Raw genomic sequence first — 12,607 nt, 5'->3', positions numbered from 1 at the left:
CTGATACTTATGGAACTGACAAACGCAACGTCCGTCACGGCCACACTGCGCCGGGCCCTTGCCGACGCCGTCGAGGAATGGAAGCCGCGCGTCCTGGCCCTCGCCCGGGAAATCCATGCCACCAAGGAAGTCTCCTTCGAGGAGGTCCGCTCGGCCGAAGCGGCAGCGGCGCTCCTGGCTGACGGCGGCTTCGACGTGGAACGCGGCACCGGCGGCCTTCCCACCGCCTTCACGGCGAGCGCCGGCAGCGGCGACCTGACCGTGGCCCTGTGCGTGGAATACGATGCGCTCCCCGACATTGGACACGCGTGCGGGCACAACCTGATCGCGGGCGCCTCCGTGGCCGCCGCCCTTGCCCTGCGGCCCTACGTGGACGAACTCGGCATCACGCTGAAGGCGATCGGAACGCCGGCCGAGGAGCACGGCGGCGGCAAGGCCCTGCTGCTGGAACAGGGGGCGTTCGACGGCGTGGGCCTTGCCCTGATGGTCCATCCGGTCCAGGACGGCGTGACCTACAACCCGGCCGGCACCAGCGCCCAGGCCGTGGGCCGCTACAAGGCCACGTTCACCGGAAAGGCGGCCCACGCGGCGGCAGCCCCGCATCACGGCGTGAACGCGGCCGACGCCGCGGTGCTGAGCCAGGTCGCCGTCGGGCTGCTGCGCCAGCAGATCCCCGCCGACCACCGCATAGCCCTCTACGTCGCCGAAGCCGGCCACGTCACCAACATCATTCCGGACCGGGCAGTGGTCCAGTTTGAGTGCCGGGCCTTCACCCTGGCGGAATACGAGGCTCTGCTCGAGCGCGTCCGCCGCTGCTTCGAAGGAGCCGCCCTCGCCACCGGAACCACGCTGGCCATCGAGGCGACAGAGCCCCTCTACGAACCCCTGCTGCAGGACAACGCCCTGGCCGCGCACTGGACGGAGGCAATGGAGGCGTTCGGCAAGGACACCTCGCCCGCCGACGGCCTCAGCGGCGGCTCAACCGACATGGGCAACATCTCCCAGGTCATCCCGTCCCTGCATCCGTGGCTGAGCATCCCCGGCGCCGACGTGCCTATCCACTCGCACGCGTTCGCCGCCCTCGCGGACTCCCCCGCGGCGTACGGCGTGATGTTCGAGGCCGCCACGGCGCTGGCCTGGACCGTTGCCGCCGCAGCCTCCACCCCCGCCGAACGGGCGCGCTTCACCAAAGCGGCATACCGCCGTCGTACTGTCACCCAGGAAGGCACCTCATGAGTACCAGCACCACAACCGCTCGGCTCGACAAAGCCGGTGCCCGGCTGACGCTTCCGGTCGCAGCGCTGGCCTTTGTCATTGCCGTCGCCGTCCAGCTCATCGGCCAGGCCAAGATCGACCTTGGAATCGGCGCAATCGTCATCTTCCCCATGGTCTGGGGACTCATCCTCGGGCTCCTGGTCTCCATCCAGAAGTTCAAGCCCCTCGGCCTGGATCTGCAACGGATCGCAGCCGCGCTGGTGGGCGTGGCCGTGCTGCTCCTGGTCGCCAGGCTGGCGTTCAACATCGGCCCCAGCCTCCCCAGCCTGGTCAAGGCCGGCCCCGCCCTGCTGCTGCAGGAGGTGGGCCACCTGCTGGGCACCATCGCCCTTGCCCTCCCCCTGGCAGTCCTGCTCAAGATGGGCAAGGCAACGGTGGGGGCCACGTTCTCCCTTGACCGCGAGCCGTCCTTCGCCATGGTCTCCGAAAAGTACGGTCCGGATTCGGACCAGTACCGGGGCGTGCTGGCCATGTACGTGTTCGGAACCCTTTTCGGGGCCGTGTACATCACGTTGCTCACCTCGCTGGTGGCCAACTGGAAGATCTTCGATCCCCTGGCGCTGGCCATGGGCGCCGGCGTGGGGTCCGGGTCCATGATGGCGGCGTCCTCGGCCAGCATCGTCGCGGCGTACCCCGGGGACCAGGACGCCGTCCTCGGCATGGCGGCGGTCTCCAACCTGATCACCACCGTCCTGGGCGTCTACGTCGGCATCTACCTCGCCCTGCCGCTGGCCGACCGTTTCTACCGGGTCCTCACCCGCAACCAGACCCGCGAGGCGGTTGCTGTCGCAGCTGCGGGTACCGTGGAGCGCGGACGTGCCGACATCGAGCGGGACGAGGCCCAGGCCGAAGAGAACCGCCGCTTCCGCGAACGCGTCGCCGAATCCTCGGCAGTGATCAAGCTCCCGCTGTGGCTGTCCCTGTCCGTCCTCACGGTCCTGGGCATCGGCACGGCCTCGGTGGCGGCGAAGGGATTCAGCCTGTCCATCGTCGCCGGCTACGCAGTCATGCTCGCCCTGGTCCTGGTCAGCATCGCGCTGGCGAAAGTCACCAGGAAGATCTCGGCCATCGTCTACATCACCACCATCGGCGCGTACATCTCCAGCCCGTGGTTCTTCGCGGCCGACGCGCTCACGGCGGTCATCAAGACCGTCGACTTCCTGTCCATCGCCACCGTCATGCTGACGCTTGCGGGCCTGTCCTTGGGCAAGGACATCCCGCTGCTGAAGAACATCGGCTGGAAGATCATTCCCGTGGGGCTGGTCGCGGTCACCGCGTCCTTCCTGCTCTCCACCGTGATCGCGGAGTTCGCATTGGGGCTCTGGCACTAAGCAAAGCGCTGCTTAGGCGGCAGAAGTAAGCGGACGACGGCGGGACCTCCCGCCGTCGTCCGCTCACGTTGGTGCCAGTTGCGGTCCCTAGCGCGGGCCACCTGGATCATTGGTATTGCTCCGTATTGATCAGTATTGTTTCGGAGCCATGCGCCCAACACGGCCAGCGCACTAATCCAGGTTGTTCTCCGCCGTTTCCGGCCCGCACAGTCCTGTTAGCTCGACGCGTCCCTTTCGATCTCTTCCGCGAGGTCGTCGACAGCTTCGGGACGCAAGTGGATGCCTGCCTCCTCGAAGCGTTCCTCGAGCACGTGGCTTACGTCGTCTTGGACGTGGCCCAGGCGGATCTCATCGCGGATTTCCTCCGCGATTCTCTCCGTGGTTTCTCCGCTGTCCACCTCCTCGACGCCGTCATCGTCGTCAAAAGGGGCCCCTGCGGTGTCAGCTGAGTCGGTCATACTTCATCGTGTCCGGTCATCGCCGGGCGGTCAACCACATGCGGCGAATTCCGCAATGCGGTCAGTGCCCCATGGTCAACGACTGGGAAACGGTTATGGCTATCAGGACCAGGAACGTGACGGAGACCGCCCACGTTTCCAGGCGCAACCGGAGCCCGGCCTGTTTCCGCATCACGTCGTGGGCGCGCCATGACCCGCTACGCGTTGATTTCCACTTGCACATAGTCCTCCCTGTGAAACATCCGCCGTTCCCGCCAGCCGTCCAGGACCACCCAGATGATGGAACCGTCGGGGGTACTGCAGTCCACGACGCCGGAGCCCAGAGAGCGCCCGTCGCGGGAGAGCCGCACCGGCTGCCCTGTGGGCAAGGCGTTCCATGACACCCGGCGCCAGCGTGATTCATTTGTCGGTTCCAGAAACCTTGTCGCTTTCACGAGCGCTACCGCAGGATGACCGTGCGGTTGCCGAGCAGGAGGATCCTGCCTTCGCAATGCCAGCGCACAGCGTTGCGGAGGGCGGCGCATTCGGCGTCCCGGCCCACGGCCACCAGGTCATCGGCGGTGTACGTGTGGTCCACCTCGATGACCTGCTGCGCGATGATCGGGCCCTCATCGAGCTCGGCGTTGACGTAGTGCGCCGTGGCGCCCACGGTTTTGACGCCGCGGTCGTAGGCCTGGTGGTAGGGCTTCGCACCCTTGAAGCTGGGCAGGAACGAGTGGTGGATGTTGATGGTCCGCCCTGCAAGCCTGGCTGACAGTTCGTCGCTGAGCACCTGCATGTAGCGGGCCAGGACCACGAGTTCCACGTCCAGTGCGTCCACGAGTTCCAGGAGCTTGGCCTCGGCCTCGGGCTTGGTGTCCTTGGTGACCGGCAGGTGGAAGAACGGGATGCCGTGCCACTGCACCAGAGCTTCCTGGTCGCGGTGGTTCGACACCACCGCGACGATCTCCACGGGAAGGTCACCGGTACGTGCCCGGAACAGCAGGTCGTTGAGGCAGTGCCCCATCTTGGAGACCATCACCAGGACACGGCGCTTGCGGCCGTGCGGCTCCAACTGCCAGCTCATATTCCACTTTTCGGCCACCGGCGCGAACTCCCGGCGCAGAAGCTCGGTGCCGGCCTCCTGCGCTGAGGAGTCCTGCGCTGAGGACTCCTGCGGGGAGCCGGAGGAGGAGGCGGAGGAAAAGTGGACACGCATGAAGAAGTGCCCCTGCCCCTTGTCCCCGTACTGCTTGATGTCCAGAATGTCGCACCCGTGCTCGAGCAGGAATCCCGCGATCGCGTGGACGATGCCCGGCGCTTCGGCGCAGTCAACCGTAAGGACATGCTCAACCGCCGTTCGAGTGTCCTCCGGCTTGGAGGCAGTTCTTTTCACAGCCTGCGCCGCGCTCATTTCTGAACACCTTCGAATTCCCGGGCGTTGGCCGCTTCCTCTTCCTGGGCAAGGTCGGCCTGGAATGCCGCGTACCGGGCGAGGTGCGCGGGGCGTCGGCGCAGCACGAGCCATGCAGCGCCCAGCAGGATGAACCAGACCGGCGTGACCAGGAGCGCCAGGAGGGTGTCCGGCTGGGTGGTCAGCGCCCAAAGAACGAATGCGAAGAACGCGAAGACCACCCAAACCATGGGCTTGCCGCCGGGCATCCGGTATTTCGATGCCTGGTGCAGGTGCGGCCTGCGCCCGCGGAAAGCCAGGTAGCTGGCCAGGATGATGGACCAGACGAACACGAAGCAGACGGCGGACACGGTGGTCACCATGTCGAAGGCCTTGCCGATGTCCTGGCCCGCGTACATCAGCACGACGCCGGAGAGCAGGAGGACGCAGGACAGGAACAGGGCGTTCTGCGGGACCTTGCGGCGTGACAAAGCGCCGAAGGCGGACGGCGCGTCGCCCTCCTGCGCCAGCCCGTACACCATGCGGGATGTGGAGTAGATGCCGGAGTTCGCCGAGGACATGGCCGAGCTGAGCACCACCAGGTTCACCACGGTGGCTGCGGCGCCCAGGCCCGCCAGGGAGAACATCGCAATGAAGGGACTGTGGCCGGCCTGGAACTGGGTCCACGGGGTGACGGACATCAGGATGATGAGGGCGCCCACGTAGAAGAGCAGCACGCGGATGGGGATCGAGTTGATGGCCTTGGGCAGGTTCTTCTCGGGGTCCTTGGCCTCTGCGGCCGTGGTGCCCACCAGTTCAATGCCCACGAAGGCGAACACGGCGATCTGGAAGCCTGCCACGAATCCCATGAACTCGTTCGGGAAGAAACCGCCGTGGCTCCACAGGTTCGTGAAGGTGGCGGGGCCGGCGTCGGACTGGAACCCGGTGAAGATCATGAACATGCCCACGATGATCAGCGCCGCGATGGCGACGATCTTGATCAGCGCGAACCAGAACTCGGTCTCGCCGAATGCCTTGACGGTCACGAGGTTCAGGAACAGCAGAATGGCCACGGTGGCCAGTCCCGGGATCCACAGCGGCAGTCCCGGCCAGAGTTCCTTGGAGTAGCCGGCGATGGCGATGACGTCGGCGATTCCCGTGATGACCCAGCAGAACCAGTAGGTCCAGCCGGTGAAGAAGCCGGCCCAGGGGCCGAGGAGGTCCGCGGCGAAGTCGCTGAAGGATTTGTAGTTCAGGTTGCTCAGCAGGAGCTCGCCCATGGCCCGCATGACGAAGAACAGCATGAAGCCGATGATCATGTAGACGAAGATGACGGACGGTCCGGCCGCGGAGATGGTTTTGCCCGAGCCCATAAAGAGTCCGGTGCCGATGGCGCCGCCAATGGCGATCAGCTGGATGTGCCTGTTGCTGAGCTGCCGTTCAAGGTGCGGCTCTTGCTGGGAAGTTAGGGATTTAGTAGTCACGTGCTGCTCCTCGGATCAATGCTGGCTGGAGTGCTGCGGAGGTTGATGCCAGGTCCGGTCCACCGGGAACCGAATCAAGGCTGTTGAAGCTGTAGAGATGGATGCCCTCGAGGTTGCCGGGGCGGTTTTCCAGCCCGGCGAAGAGGGTTTGGGGGGAGTAGTGGTCGCCGCTCAAAAGCTTGCGGGGCAGCGGACCCTTCCGGCTCAGGAACTTGAGGGAACTGCCGACGCCGATCTGCGTCGCCAAGGATACGAGCTTGGTCCGTGGGACGGCGCCCGCCACCCCCGCCCAGACGGGCAGTTCAACGCCCTCGCGGAGCAGGAGCGCCGCGTAATCGAGGATTTTTTCGGGGGCGAAACACATTTGGGTCACCACGTGGGAGGCCAGATGCTGCTTGGCCAGCAGGGCGTCCAGCATGTCGACCGGGCCGGTGGAGGGGTGGCCTTCCGGGTAGCCCGCAACGCCTGCCCGCATCAGCCCGCCGGAGTACTGCGCGATGTCCTCCAGCACAGGAAGGGCCGACTCATACGGCCCGGCCGGCTGCTTCCGGTCCCCGCCGATGACAAACACCTCGTGGATGCCGGCAGCATCGCAGTCGCGGAGGATGCCGGTCAGCTCGGCGCGGTCATGCAGGCTGCGCGCGGCCAGGTGCGGGATGACGGTGTAGCCCAGCACACTGAGCTGCACGGCGGTGCGCATGGTCCGCTCGATGCCGTGGTGCGGCAGGCACGTCACGGTGAGCGCGGTGGTCAACGGCACGAGGTCCGTGACGCGCTCGACGATTCCCGCGGACGGGATGATTTCTATTCTGACGGGGAACATCATTGGTCCTCTCTGAACATCCGGGTTGGTGGGTCAGGCTGTGGCGGCCAGCAGTGAGCTGGCTTCCTGGCGGGTGCTTCCGGAGCTTTCGATGTGGGCGAGCTCGGCCGGGATTTCCCAGCCCTTCTTGCGCATCGCGGTGGCCCAGAGCCGGCCGGCGCGGTAGGACGAACGCACCAGCGGCCCGGACATGACGCCGAGGAAGCCGATCTCGTCCGCTTCCTGCTGCAGGTCAACGAACTCCTGCGGCTTGACCCAGCGGTCCACCGGCAGGTGCCGCTCGGACGGGCGCAGGTACTGGGTGATGGTGATCAGGTCACAGCCGGCCTCGTGCAGGTCCCGCAGGGCCTCGGAGATCTCCTCGCGGGTCTCGCCCATGCCCAGGATCAGGTTCGATTTGGTCACCATGCCGAGCTTCCGGCCCTGCGTGATCACATCCAGCGACCGGTCGTAGCGGAAGGCCGGGCGGATCCGCTTGAAGATCCGCGGCACGGTCTCGACGTTGTGGGCGAACACCTCGGGCTTGGAGTCGCAGATCGCCGCGATGTGTTCGGGTTTCCCGGAGAAGTCCGGAATGAGGAGTTCGACGCCGGTGCCCGGGTTCAGTTCGTGGATCTTGCGGACCGTTTCGGCGTACAGCCAGACGCCCTCGTCGGCGAGGTCATCGCGGGCCACGCCGGTGACGGTGGCGTAGCGCAGCTGCATGGACTGCACGGAGCGGGCCACCTTGGTCGGCTCGAACATGTCCACCGGGGAGGGCTTGCCGGTGTCGATCTGGCAGAAGTCGCAGCGGCGGGTGCATTCGGAGCCGCCGATCAGGAAGGTCGCTTCCTTGTCTTCCCAGCATTCGAAGATGTTGGGGCAGCCGGCCTCCTCACAGACGGTGTGCAGGCCTTCCTTCTTGACCAGGTTCTTGAGCTGCACGAACTCCGGGCCCATCTGGACCTTGGCCTTGATCCATTCGGGCTTGCGTTCCACCGGTGTGGCCGCGTTCCGCTGCTCGATGCGCAGCATCTTCCGGCCTTCTGGTGCCAGTGTCATAGTTCTCTTTCCTTCAGCATTCGACGACGTTGACGGCGAGGCCGCCCATGGCCGTTTCCTTGTATTTGGAGCTCATGTCCTTGCCGGTCTCACGCATGGTGATGATCACCTCGTCCAGGGACACCCGGTGCGTGCCGTCACCCCAGAGGGCCATCTTCGCGGCGTTGATCGCCTTCGCCGCAGCGATCGCGTTCCGCTCGATGCACGGGACCTGGACCAGCCCGCCGATCGGGTCACACGTCAGGCCCAGGTTGTGTTCCATCGCGATCTCCGCCGCGTTCTCCACCTGCGCCGGAGTACCGCCCATCACCTCGGCCAGCCCGGCAGCAGCCATCGACGACGCCGACCCCACCTCACCCTGGCAACCGACCTCCGCACCCGAAATCGACGCCTGCTCCTTGTAGAGCACCCCGACCGCGCCGGCGGCCAGCAGGAACCTCACCACGACGTCATCGCGGTCACCCTGCGTGGCCTTGTCCATCCCCGGCGCGAAATGCAGCGCGTAATACAGCACCGCCGGAATGATCCCGGCCGCGCCGTTCGTCGGAGCGGTGACCACCCGGCCGCCCGAGGCGTTCTCCTCGTTCACCGCCAGGGCAACCAGGTTCACCCACTCCTGCCAGTACTTCGGATCCCGGTACTCCGGGTCCTGCCCGGCGCTTTCCTTCAACAGCCGCTCATGCCAGTCCGGGGCGCGGCGGCGGACCTTCAACCCCCCGGGCAGCAAACCCTCACGCTTCAAGCTGGCCGCCACGCAGCCCTCCATCACGGAGTAGATATGCAGCAGGCCCTCCCGGATCTCCTCCGGGGTACGGCTGTCTTCCTCGTTGACCCGCATCACGTCGCTGATGCCCAGCCCCGTTTCCCGGCAGTGCTCCAGCAACTCCGCAGCCGTCCGGAACGGCAGCGGCAATTCCTTCTTGGACTCCTCAAGCTCCTGCTGCGCCGCGTCCTCCTCACCCTCACGGATGATGAACCCGCCACCCACCGAGAAAAACGTCGCGCTGTGCAGCACACCGCCCCCGGCGTCGGACACCGCGAACGTCATGCCGTTGGTATGCCGCGGCAAAACCGTCAACGGACGCAGCACCATGTCCTTCACCCCATACGGCAAAGGAACAGCACCGGCCAGCTGCAGCAACCCGCTCTCCGCGATCGCCGCCAGCCGGTCCTCCACCTCCTCCGGCAGGATCAGCTCCGGATGAAACCCCTCCAACCCCAGCAGGATCGCGGTCATCGTCCCATGCCCATGCCCCGTCGCGGCCAGCGACCCATAAAGGTCCACCCGCAACGACGCCACTTCCGCAAGCTTGCCCAGGGATTTAAGTTCCTCAGCAAACACAGCGGCAGCCCGCATCGGCCCCACAGTATGCGAACTGGACGGACCTATGCCGATAGAAAAAAGATCAAAGACGCCAACAGCCATAGCCGGGTTCCTAACTAGAAGTGTGGTCGGGTTGGGAGGGGAGGTGGCGGGACATCCTCTGCATGCTCGGTCGCGAAGACGCCCGCTGCGCGGACGTGACGCTCCCTTAGACGCATGCTGCCGGATGCCCCACCCCCTCCGAGGTTCCCCTCGCCAAAGGTCACGGAAGCGCGAGCGTTGGCGGAGCCGGGCTTTTCGAAAGCGTGCGTCAAGGCGAGGAACGAGCCAGCACGCGTGAAAAGTCCGGTCCGCCAACGCGGACCCAGCCGCAATAACGCACTCAGGCGAGGTTCGTGACGGAAGGATAGAGCGGGTGGGCGGCGGCGAGTGCCTCTACTCGTGACCGCAGACCGGACAGGTCAGCGCCGGCGTCGGCGATCAGGGCCTCGGCGATGATGTCCGCCACCTCGGCAAAGGCGGCTTCGCCGAACCCGCGGGTGGCCAGCGCCGGGGTGCCGATCCGCAGGCCCGAAGTGACCATGGGCGGGCGCGGATCGAAGGGCACGGCGTTGCGGTTGACGGTGATGTCGATTTCCGCGAGGCGGTCCTCGGCTTCCTGGCCGTTGAGCTGGCAGCTGCGCAGGTCAACGAGGACCAGGTGCACGTCGGTGCCGCCGGAGACCACGGAGATGCCCTTGGCCGTGACGTCGGGCTGGACCAGGCGTTCGGCCAGGATCCGGGCGCCGGCCAGGACACGTTCCTGGCGCTCCTTGAACTCCGGCGACGCGGCGATCTTGAATGCCACTGCCTTCCCGGCGATGACATGCTCCAGCGGGCCGCCTTGCTGGCCGGGGAACACTGCCGAGTTGATCTTCTTGGCGATGTCGGCGTCGTTGGTCAGGATAATCCCGCCGCGCGGACCGGCGAGAGTCTTGTGCGTCGTGGAGGTGGTGACGTGGGCGTGCGGCACCGGGCTGGGGTGCAGCCCGGCGGCCACGAGGCCGGCGAAGTGGGCCATGTCCACCATCAGGTAGGCGCCCACCGAGTCCGCGATCCGGCGGAAAGCGGCGAAATCGAGCTGGCGGGCGTACGCCGACCAGCCGGCCACGATCAGCGCGGGCTTGTGCTCCTGTGCCAGCCGCTCCACCTCGGCCATGTCCACGGCATGGGTGTCCTCGCGGACGCCGTACGGCACCACGTTGTACAGCTTGCCGGAGAAGTTGATCTTCATCCCGTGGGTCAGGTGCCCGCCGTGGGCCAGGTTCAGGCCCATGATGGTGTCCCCGGGCTTGATCAGCGCGTGCATCACCGAGGCGTTGGCCTGCGCACCGGAGTGCGGCTGGACGTTCGCGTATTCGGCCCCGAAGAGTGCCTTGACCCTGTCGATCGCCAGCTGCTCGACCACATCCACGTGCTCGCAGCCGCCGTAGTAGCGCTTGCCGGGATAACCTTCGGCGTACTTGTTGGTCAGCACCGAGCCCTGCGCCTGCATCACCGCCCTGGCCGTGTGGTTCTCCGAGGCGATCATCTCCAGCCCGTCACGCTGGCGGGTCAGCTCGTCGTCGATCTTTCCAGCGATCTTGGGATCCAGCGCGGCAAGGTCCGCGTCCAGCGACGGGGAAACAACCTGCTCGAACGCGACGGTACCCGTCGTTGCGGCGCTCACAGCTCGCCGCCGTTGGCTGCTGCGTATTCTTCACCGGACATCAGCGGGCCCTCTTCGGTCACGGCGACCTTGAAAAGCCAGCCGGCACCATAGGGGTCGCTGTTGATCAGCGCAGGATCAGAGACAACGTCATCGTTGATCTCCACAACCTCGCCGGTGACCGGGGCGTACAGGTCCGAGACAGACTTGGTGGACTCCACCTCCCCACAAGTCTCCCCCGCCGTCACAGCCGAGCCGACCTCGGGCAGGTCCACGTACACAATGTCACCGAGGGCATCGGCAGCAACAGCAGAGATCCCAATCCCCACCGGCCCGGACCCATCAACAGCAACCCACTCATGTTCAGCGGAGTACTTCAGTTCAGCAATAACTTTTGCCATGTGCATTTCCTTAATCTGGTGTGTGAAAAGTGAGAGAGCGTTCGCCCAGAACGCGCGAAAGGTGAGAGAGCGTCGGCTCAAGCGCCGCGAAAGGTGAGAGAGCGTTCGCCCAGAACGCGCGAAAGGTGAGAGAGCGTCGGCTCAAGCGCCGCGAAAGGTGAGAGAGCATCGGAGGGCCGGCAGAGCCGGGCTTTTCGAAAGCGTGCGTCAAAGCGACGAAGGAGCAGCACGCGTGAAAAGTCCGGTCTGCCGGTCCGAACCCGACCGGAGAAACTTACTTCGAGCGCTTGTAGAACGGCAGTGCGACGACTTCGAAGGGCTCTGGTTTGCCGCGCAGATCGATGTCCAGGGCCGTGCCGGGTTCGGTGAATTCGACGTCGACATAGGCCATGGCGATCGGGTACCCCAGCGTGGGGCTGGGCTGGCCCGAGGTTACTTCGCCGACGACGTTGCCGTCCTTGAGGACCGGGTAGTGGCTGCGCCCTGCCCGGCGGCCCAGGCCTTTGAGCCCCACGAGCTTGCGGCCTGAAGTGGACCCGGCGCCCAGGGCCTTGAGCTCGGCCAGCATGGCCTTGCCGATGAAGTCCGACTCCTTGGCGAGCGAGACGACCGGGCCCAAGCCCGCGGCGTATGGGTTGCCGTTGCGGGAAAGCTCGTTGCCGTAGAGGGGCATGCCGGCTTCCAGGCGGAGCGAGTCGCGGCAGGCCAGCCCGGCGGGGACGAGGCCGTGGCCGGCGCCTGCTTCGAGCAGCGCCTCCCACAGGCCGGCGGCGCCTTCGTTGGGGACATAGATCTCGAAACCGTCCTCGCCGGTGTACCCGGTGCGGGCCACGAGCAGGTCCTGGGCGGTGCCGTTGACGGTGATGCCCACCTCCACGGCGGCGTAGTACTTCAGCTCGGTCACCAGCGAATGCTGCTCGGCCGGGACCAGCGCCAGGAGGATCTCCTCGGCCTTCGGCCCCTGGACGGCGATCAGGGAGGTATCCGCGGAAACGTCCTGCACCTCGACGTCGAAACCTTCTGCCCGCTGGGCCAGTGCCGCCGCGACCACCACGGCGTTGCCGGCGTTGGGGACCACCAGGAACTTCTCCTCACCAGGGCGGTACGTGATCAGGTCATCGATGATGCCGCCGTCTTCCTGGCAGATCAGCGAGTACTTGGCCTTGCCCACCGCCACCGCGGACAGCTTTCCGGCCAGGGCGTAGTCCAGGAAGGCCGCGGCGTCCGGGCCGGTGACCCAGACTTCGCCCATGTGCGAGAGGTCGAAGAGACCGGCGGCATTGCGGACGGCGTGGTGCTCGGCCAGCTCGGAGCTGTACTTCAGGGGCATCTGCCAGCCGCCGAAGTCCGTGAAGGAGGCGCCTGCGATTTTGTGCTGCTCGTAGAGGGCGGTGTAGTTCTCAGTCATCAG

The 12,607-nt window shown here is 66.0% G+C and carries 12 protein-coding genes; 2 read left to right on the top strand and 10 right to left on the bottom strand.

The window, feature by feature from the left end; all coding sequences use genetic code 11:
* Window positions 1-9 precede the first annotated feature (9 nt).
* Window positions 10-1,236 carry an amidohydrolase gene (locus QFZ65_RS03885; RefSeq protein WP_306908314.1) on the top strand — a complete coding sequence of 409 codons (1,227 nt, stop codon included), beginning with the start codon at window positions 10-12 and terminating at the stop codon, window positions 1,234-1,236.
* Window positions 1,233-2,606: a DUF3100 domain-containing protein gene (locus QFZ65_RS03880; protein ID WP_306908312.1), complete on the top strand. Its 1,374-nt coding sequence runs from the start codon at window positions 1,233-1,235 to the stop codon at window positions 2,604-2,606. Before QFZ65_RS03885 ends, QFZ65_RS03880 begins: the two co-directional genes overlap by 4 nt.
* A gap of 215 nt (window positions 2,607-2,821) precedes the next feature.
* Here the strand turns inward: QFZ65_RS03880 and QFZ65_RS03875 are convergent, their stop codons facing one another.
* The 10 genes from QFZ65_RS03875 to gcvT all read right to left on the bottom strand — a co-directional run bounded on the left by QFZ65_RS03875 (window position 2,822) and on the right by gcvT (window position 12,604).
* Complete coding sequence (locus QFZ65_RS03875; protein WP_306908311.1) at window positions 2,822-3,064, bottom strand: hypothetical protein; 243 nt, start codon at window positions 3,062-3,064, stop codon at window positions 2,822-2,824.
* A 197-nt stretch (window positions 3,065-3,261) separates the two neighbouring features.
* Complete coding sequence (locus QFZ65_RS03870; protein WP_306908309.1) at window positions 3,262-3,432, bottom strand: hypothetical protein; 171 nt, start codon at window positions 3,430-3,432, stop codon at window positions 3,262-3,264.
* Window positions 3,433-3,503: 71 nt separating this feature from the next.
* Complete coding sequence (gene purU, locus QFZ65_RS03865; RefSeq protein ID WP_306908307.1) at window positions 3,504-4,457, bottom strand: formyltetrahydrofolate deformylase; 954 nt, start codon at window positions 4,455-4,457, stop codon at window positions 3,504-3,506.
* Complete coding sequence (cycA, locus tag QFZ65_RS03860) at window positions 4,454-5,920, bottom strand: D-serine/D-alanine/glycine transporter (protein WP_306908305.1); 1,467 nt, start codon at window positions 5,918-5,920, stop codon at window positions 4,454-4,456. The genes purU and cycA overlap by 4 nt, the downstream gene beginning before the upstream one ends.
* Window positions 5,910-6,746: a methylenetetrahydrofolate reductase gene (locus QFZ65_RS03855; RefSeq protein ID WP_306908304.1), complete on the bottom strand. Its 837-nt coding sequence runs from the start codon at window positions 6,744-6,746 to the stop codon at window positions 5,910-5,912. The genes cycA and QFZ65_RS03855 overlap by 11 nt, the downstream gene beginning before the upstream one ends.
* A 30-nt stretch (window positions 6,747-6,776) precedes the next feature.
* Window positions 6,777-7,784 carry a lipoyl synthase gene (lipA, locus tag QFZ65_RS03850; RefSeq protein WP_306908302.1) on the bottom strand — a complete coding sequence of 336 codons (1,008 nt, stop codon included), beginning with the start codon at window positions 7,782-7,784 and terminating at the stop codon, window positions 6,777-6,779.
* A 13-nt stretch (window positions 7,785-7,797) separates the two neighbouring features.
* Window positions 7,798-9,210 (bottom strand): L-serine ammonia-lyase, encoded by a 1,413-nt coding sequence (locus QFZ65_RS03845; RefSeq protein WP_306908301.1) that lies wholly within the window; start codon window positions 9,208-9,210, stop codon window positions 7,798-7,800.
* A gap of 280 nt (window positions 9,211-9,490) precedes the next feature.
* On the bottom strand, window positions 9,491-10,816 hold the full coding sequence (glyA, locus tag QFZ65_RS03840) for a serine hydroxymethyltransferase (RefSeq protein ID WP_306908300.1): 1,326 nt from the start codon (window positions 10,814-10,816) through the stop codon (window positions 9,491-9,493).
* Complete coding sequence (gcvH, locus tag QFZ65_RS03835; RefSeq protein ID WP_306908298.1) at window positions 10,813-11,196, bottom strand: glycine cleavage system protein GcvH; 384 nt, start codon at window positions 11,194-11,196, stop codon at window positions 10,813-10,815. Before gcvH ends, glyA begins: the two co-directional genes overlap by 4 nt.
* Window positions 11,197-11,470: 274 nt before the next feature.
* Complete coding sequence (gene gcvT / locus QFZ65_RS03830) at window positions 11,471-12,604, bottom strand: glycine cleavage system aminomethyltransferase GcvT (RefSeq protein WP_306908296.1); 1,134 nt, start codon at window positions 12,602-12,604, stop codon at window positions 11,471-11,473.
* Window positions 12,605-12,607: the final 3 nt, after the last annotated feature.

Source organism: Arthrobacter sp. B3I9 (genome assembly GCF_030816935.1).
Classification (GTDB): domain Bacteria; phylum Actinomycetota; class Actinomycetes; order Actinomycetales; family Micrococcaceae; genus Arthrobacter.
This window is presented reverse-complemented; position numbering and strand designations above follow the sequence as displayed.

Coding starts and splice junctions, on each gene's coding strand:
- QFZ65_RS03885 (WP_306908314.1), top strand. CDS start 10: ATGGAACTGACAAACGCAACGTCCGTCACGGCCACACTGCGCCGGGCC.
- QFZ65_RS03880 (WP_306908312.1), top strand. CDS start 1,233: ATGAGTACCAGCACCACAACCGCTCGGCTCGACAAAGCCGGTGCCCGG.
- QFZ65_RS03875 (WP_306908311.1), bottom strand. CDS start 3,064: ATGACCGACTCAGCTGACACCGCAGGGGCCCCTTTTGACGACGATGAC.
- purU (WP_306908307.1), bottom strand. CDS start 4,457: ATGAGCGCGGCGCAGGCTGTGAAAAGAACTGCCTCCAAGCCGGAGGAC.
- QFZ65_RS03855 (WP_306908304.1), bottom strand. CDS start 6,746: ATGATGTTCCCCGTCAGAATAGAAATCATCCCGTCCGCGGGAATCGTC.
- lipA (WP_306908302.1), bottom strand. CDS start 7,784: ATGACACTGGCACCAGAAGGCCGGAAGATGCTGCGCATCGAGCAGCGG.
- QFZ65_RS03845 (WP_306908301.1), bottom strand. CDS start 9,210: ATGGCTGTTGGCGTCTTTGATCTTTTTTCTATCGGCATAGGTCCGTCC.
- gcvH (WP_306908298.1), bottom strand. CDS start 11,196: ATGGCAAAAGTTATTGCTGAACTGAAGTACTCCGCTGAACATGAGTGG.
- gcvT (WP_306908296.1), bottom strand. CDS start 12,604: ATGACTGAGAACTACACCGCCCTCTACGAGCAGCACAAAATCGCAGGC.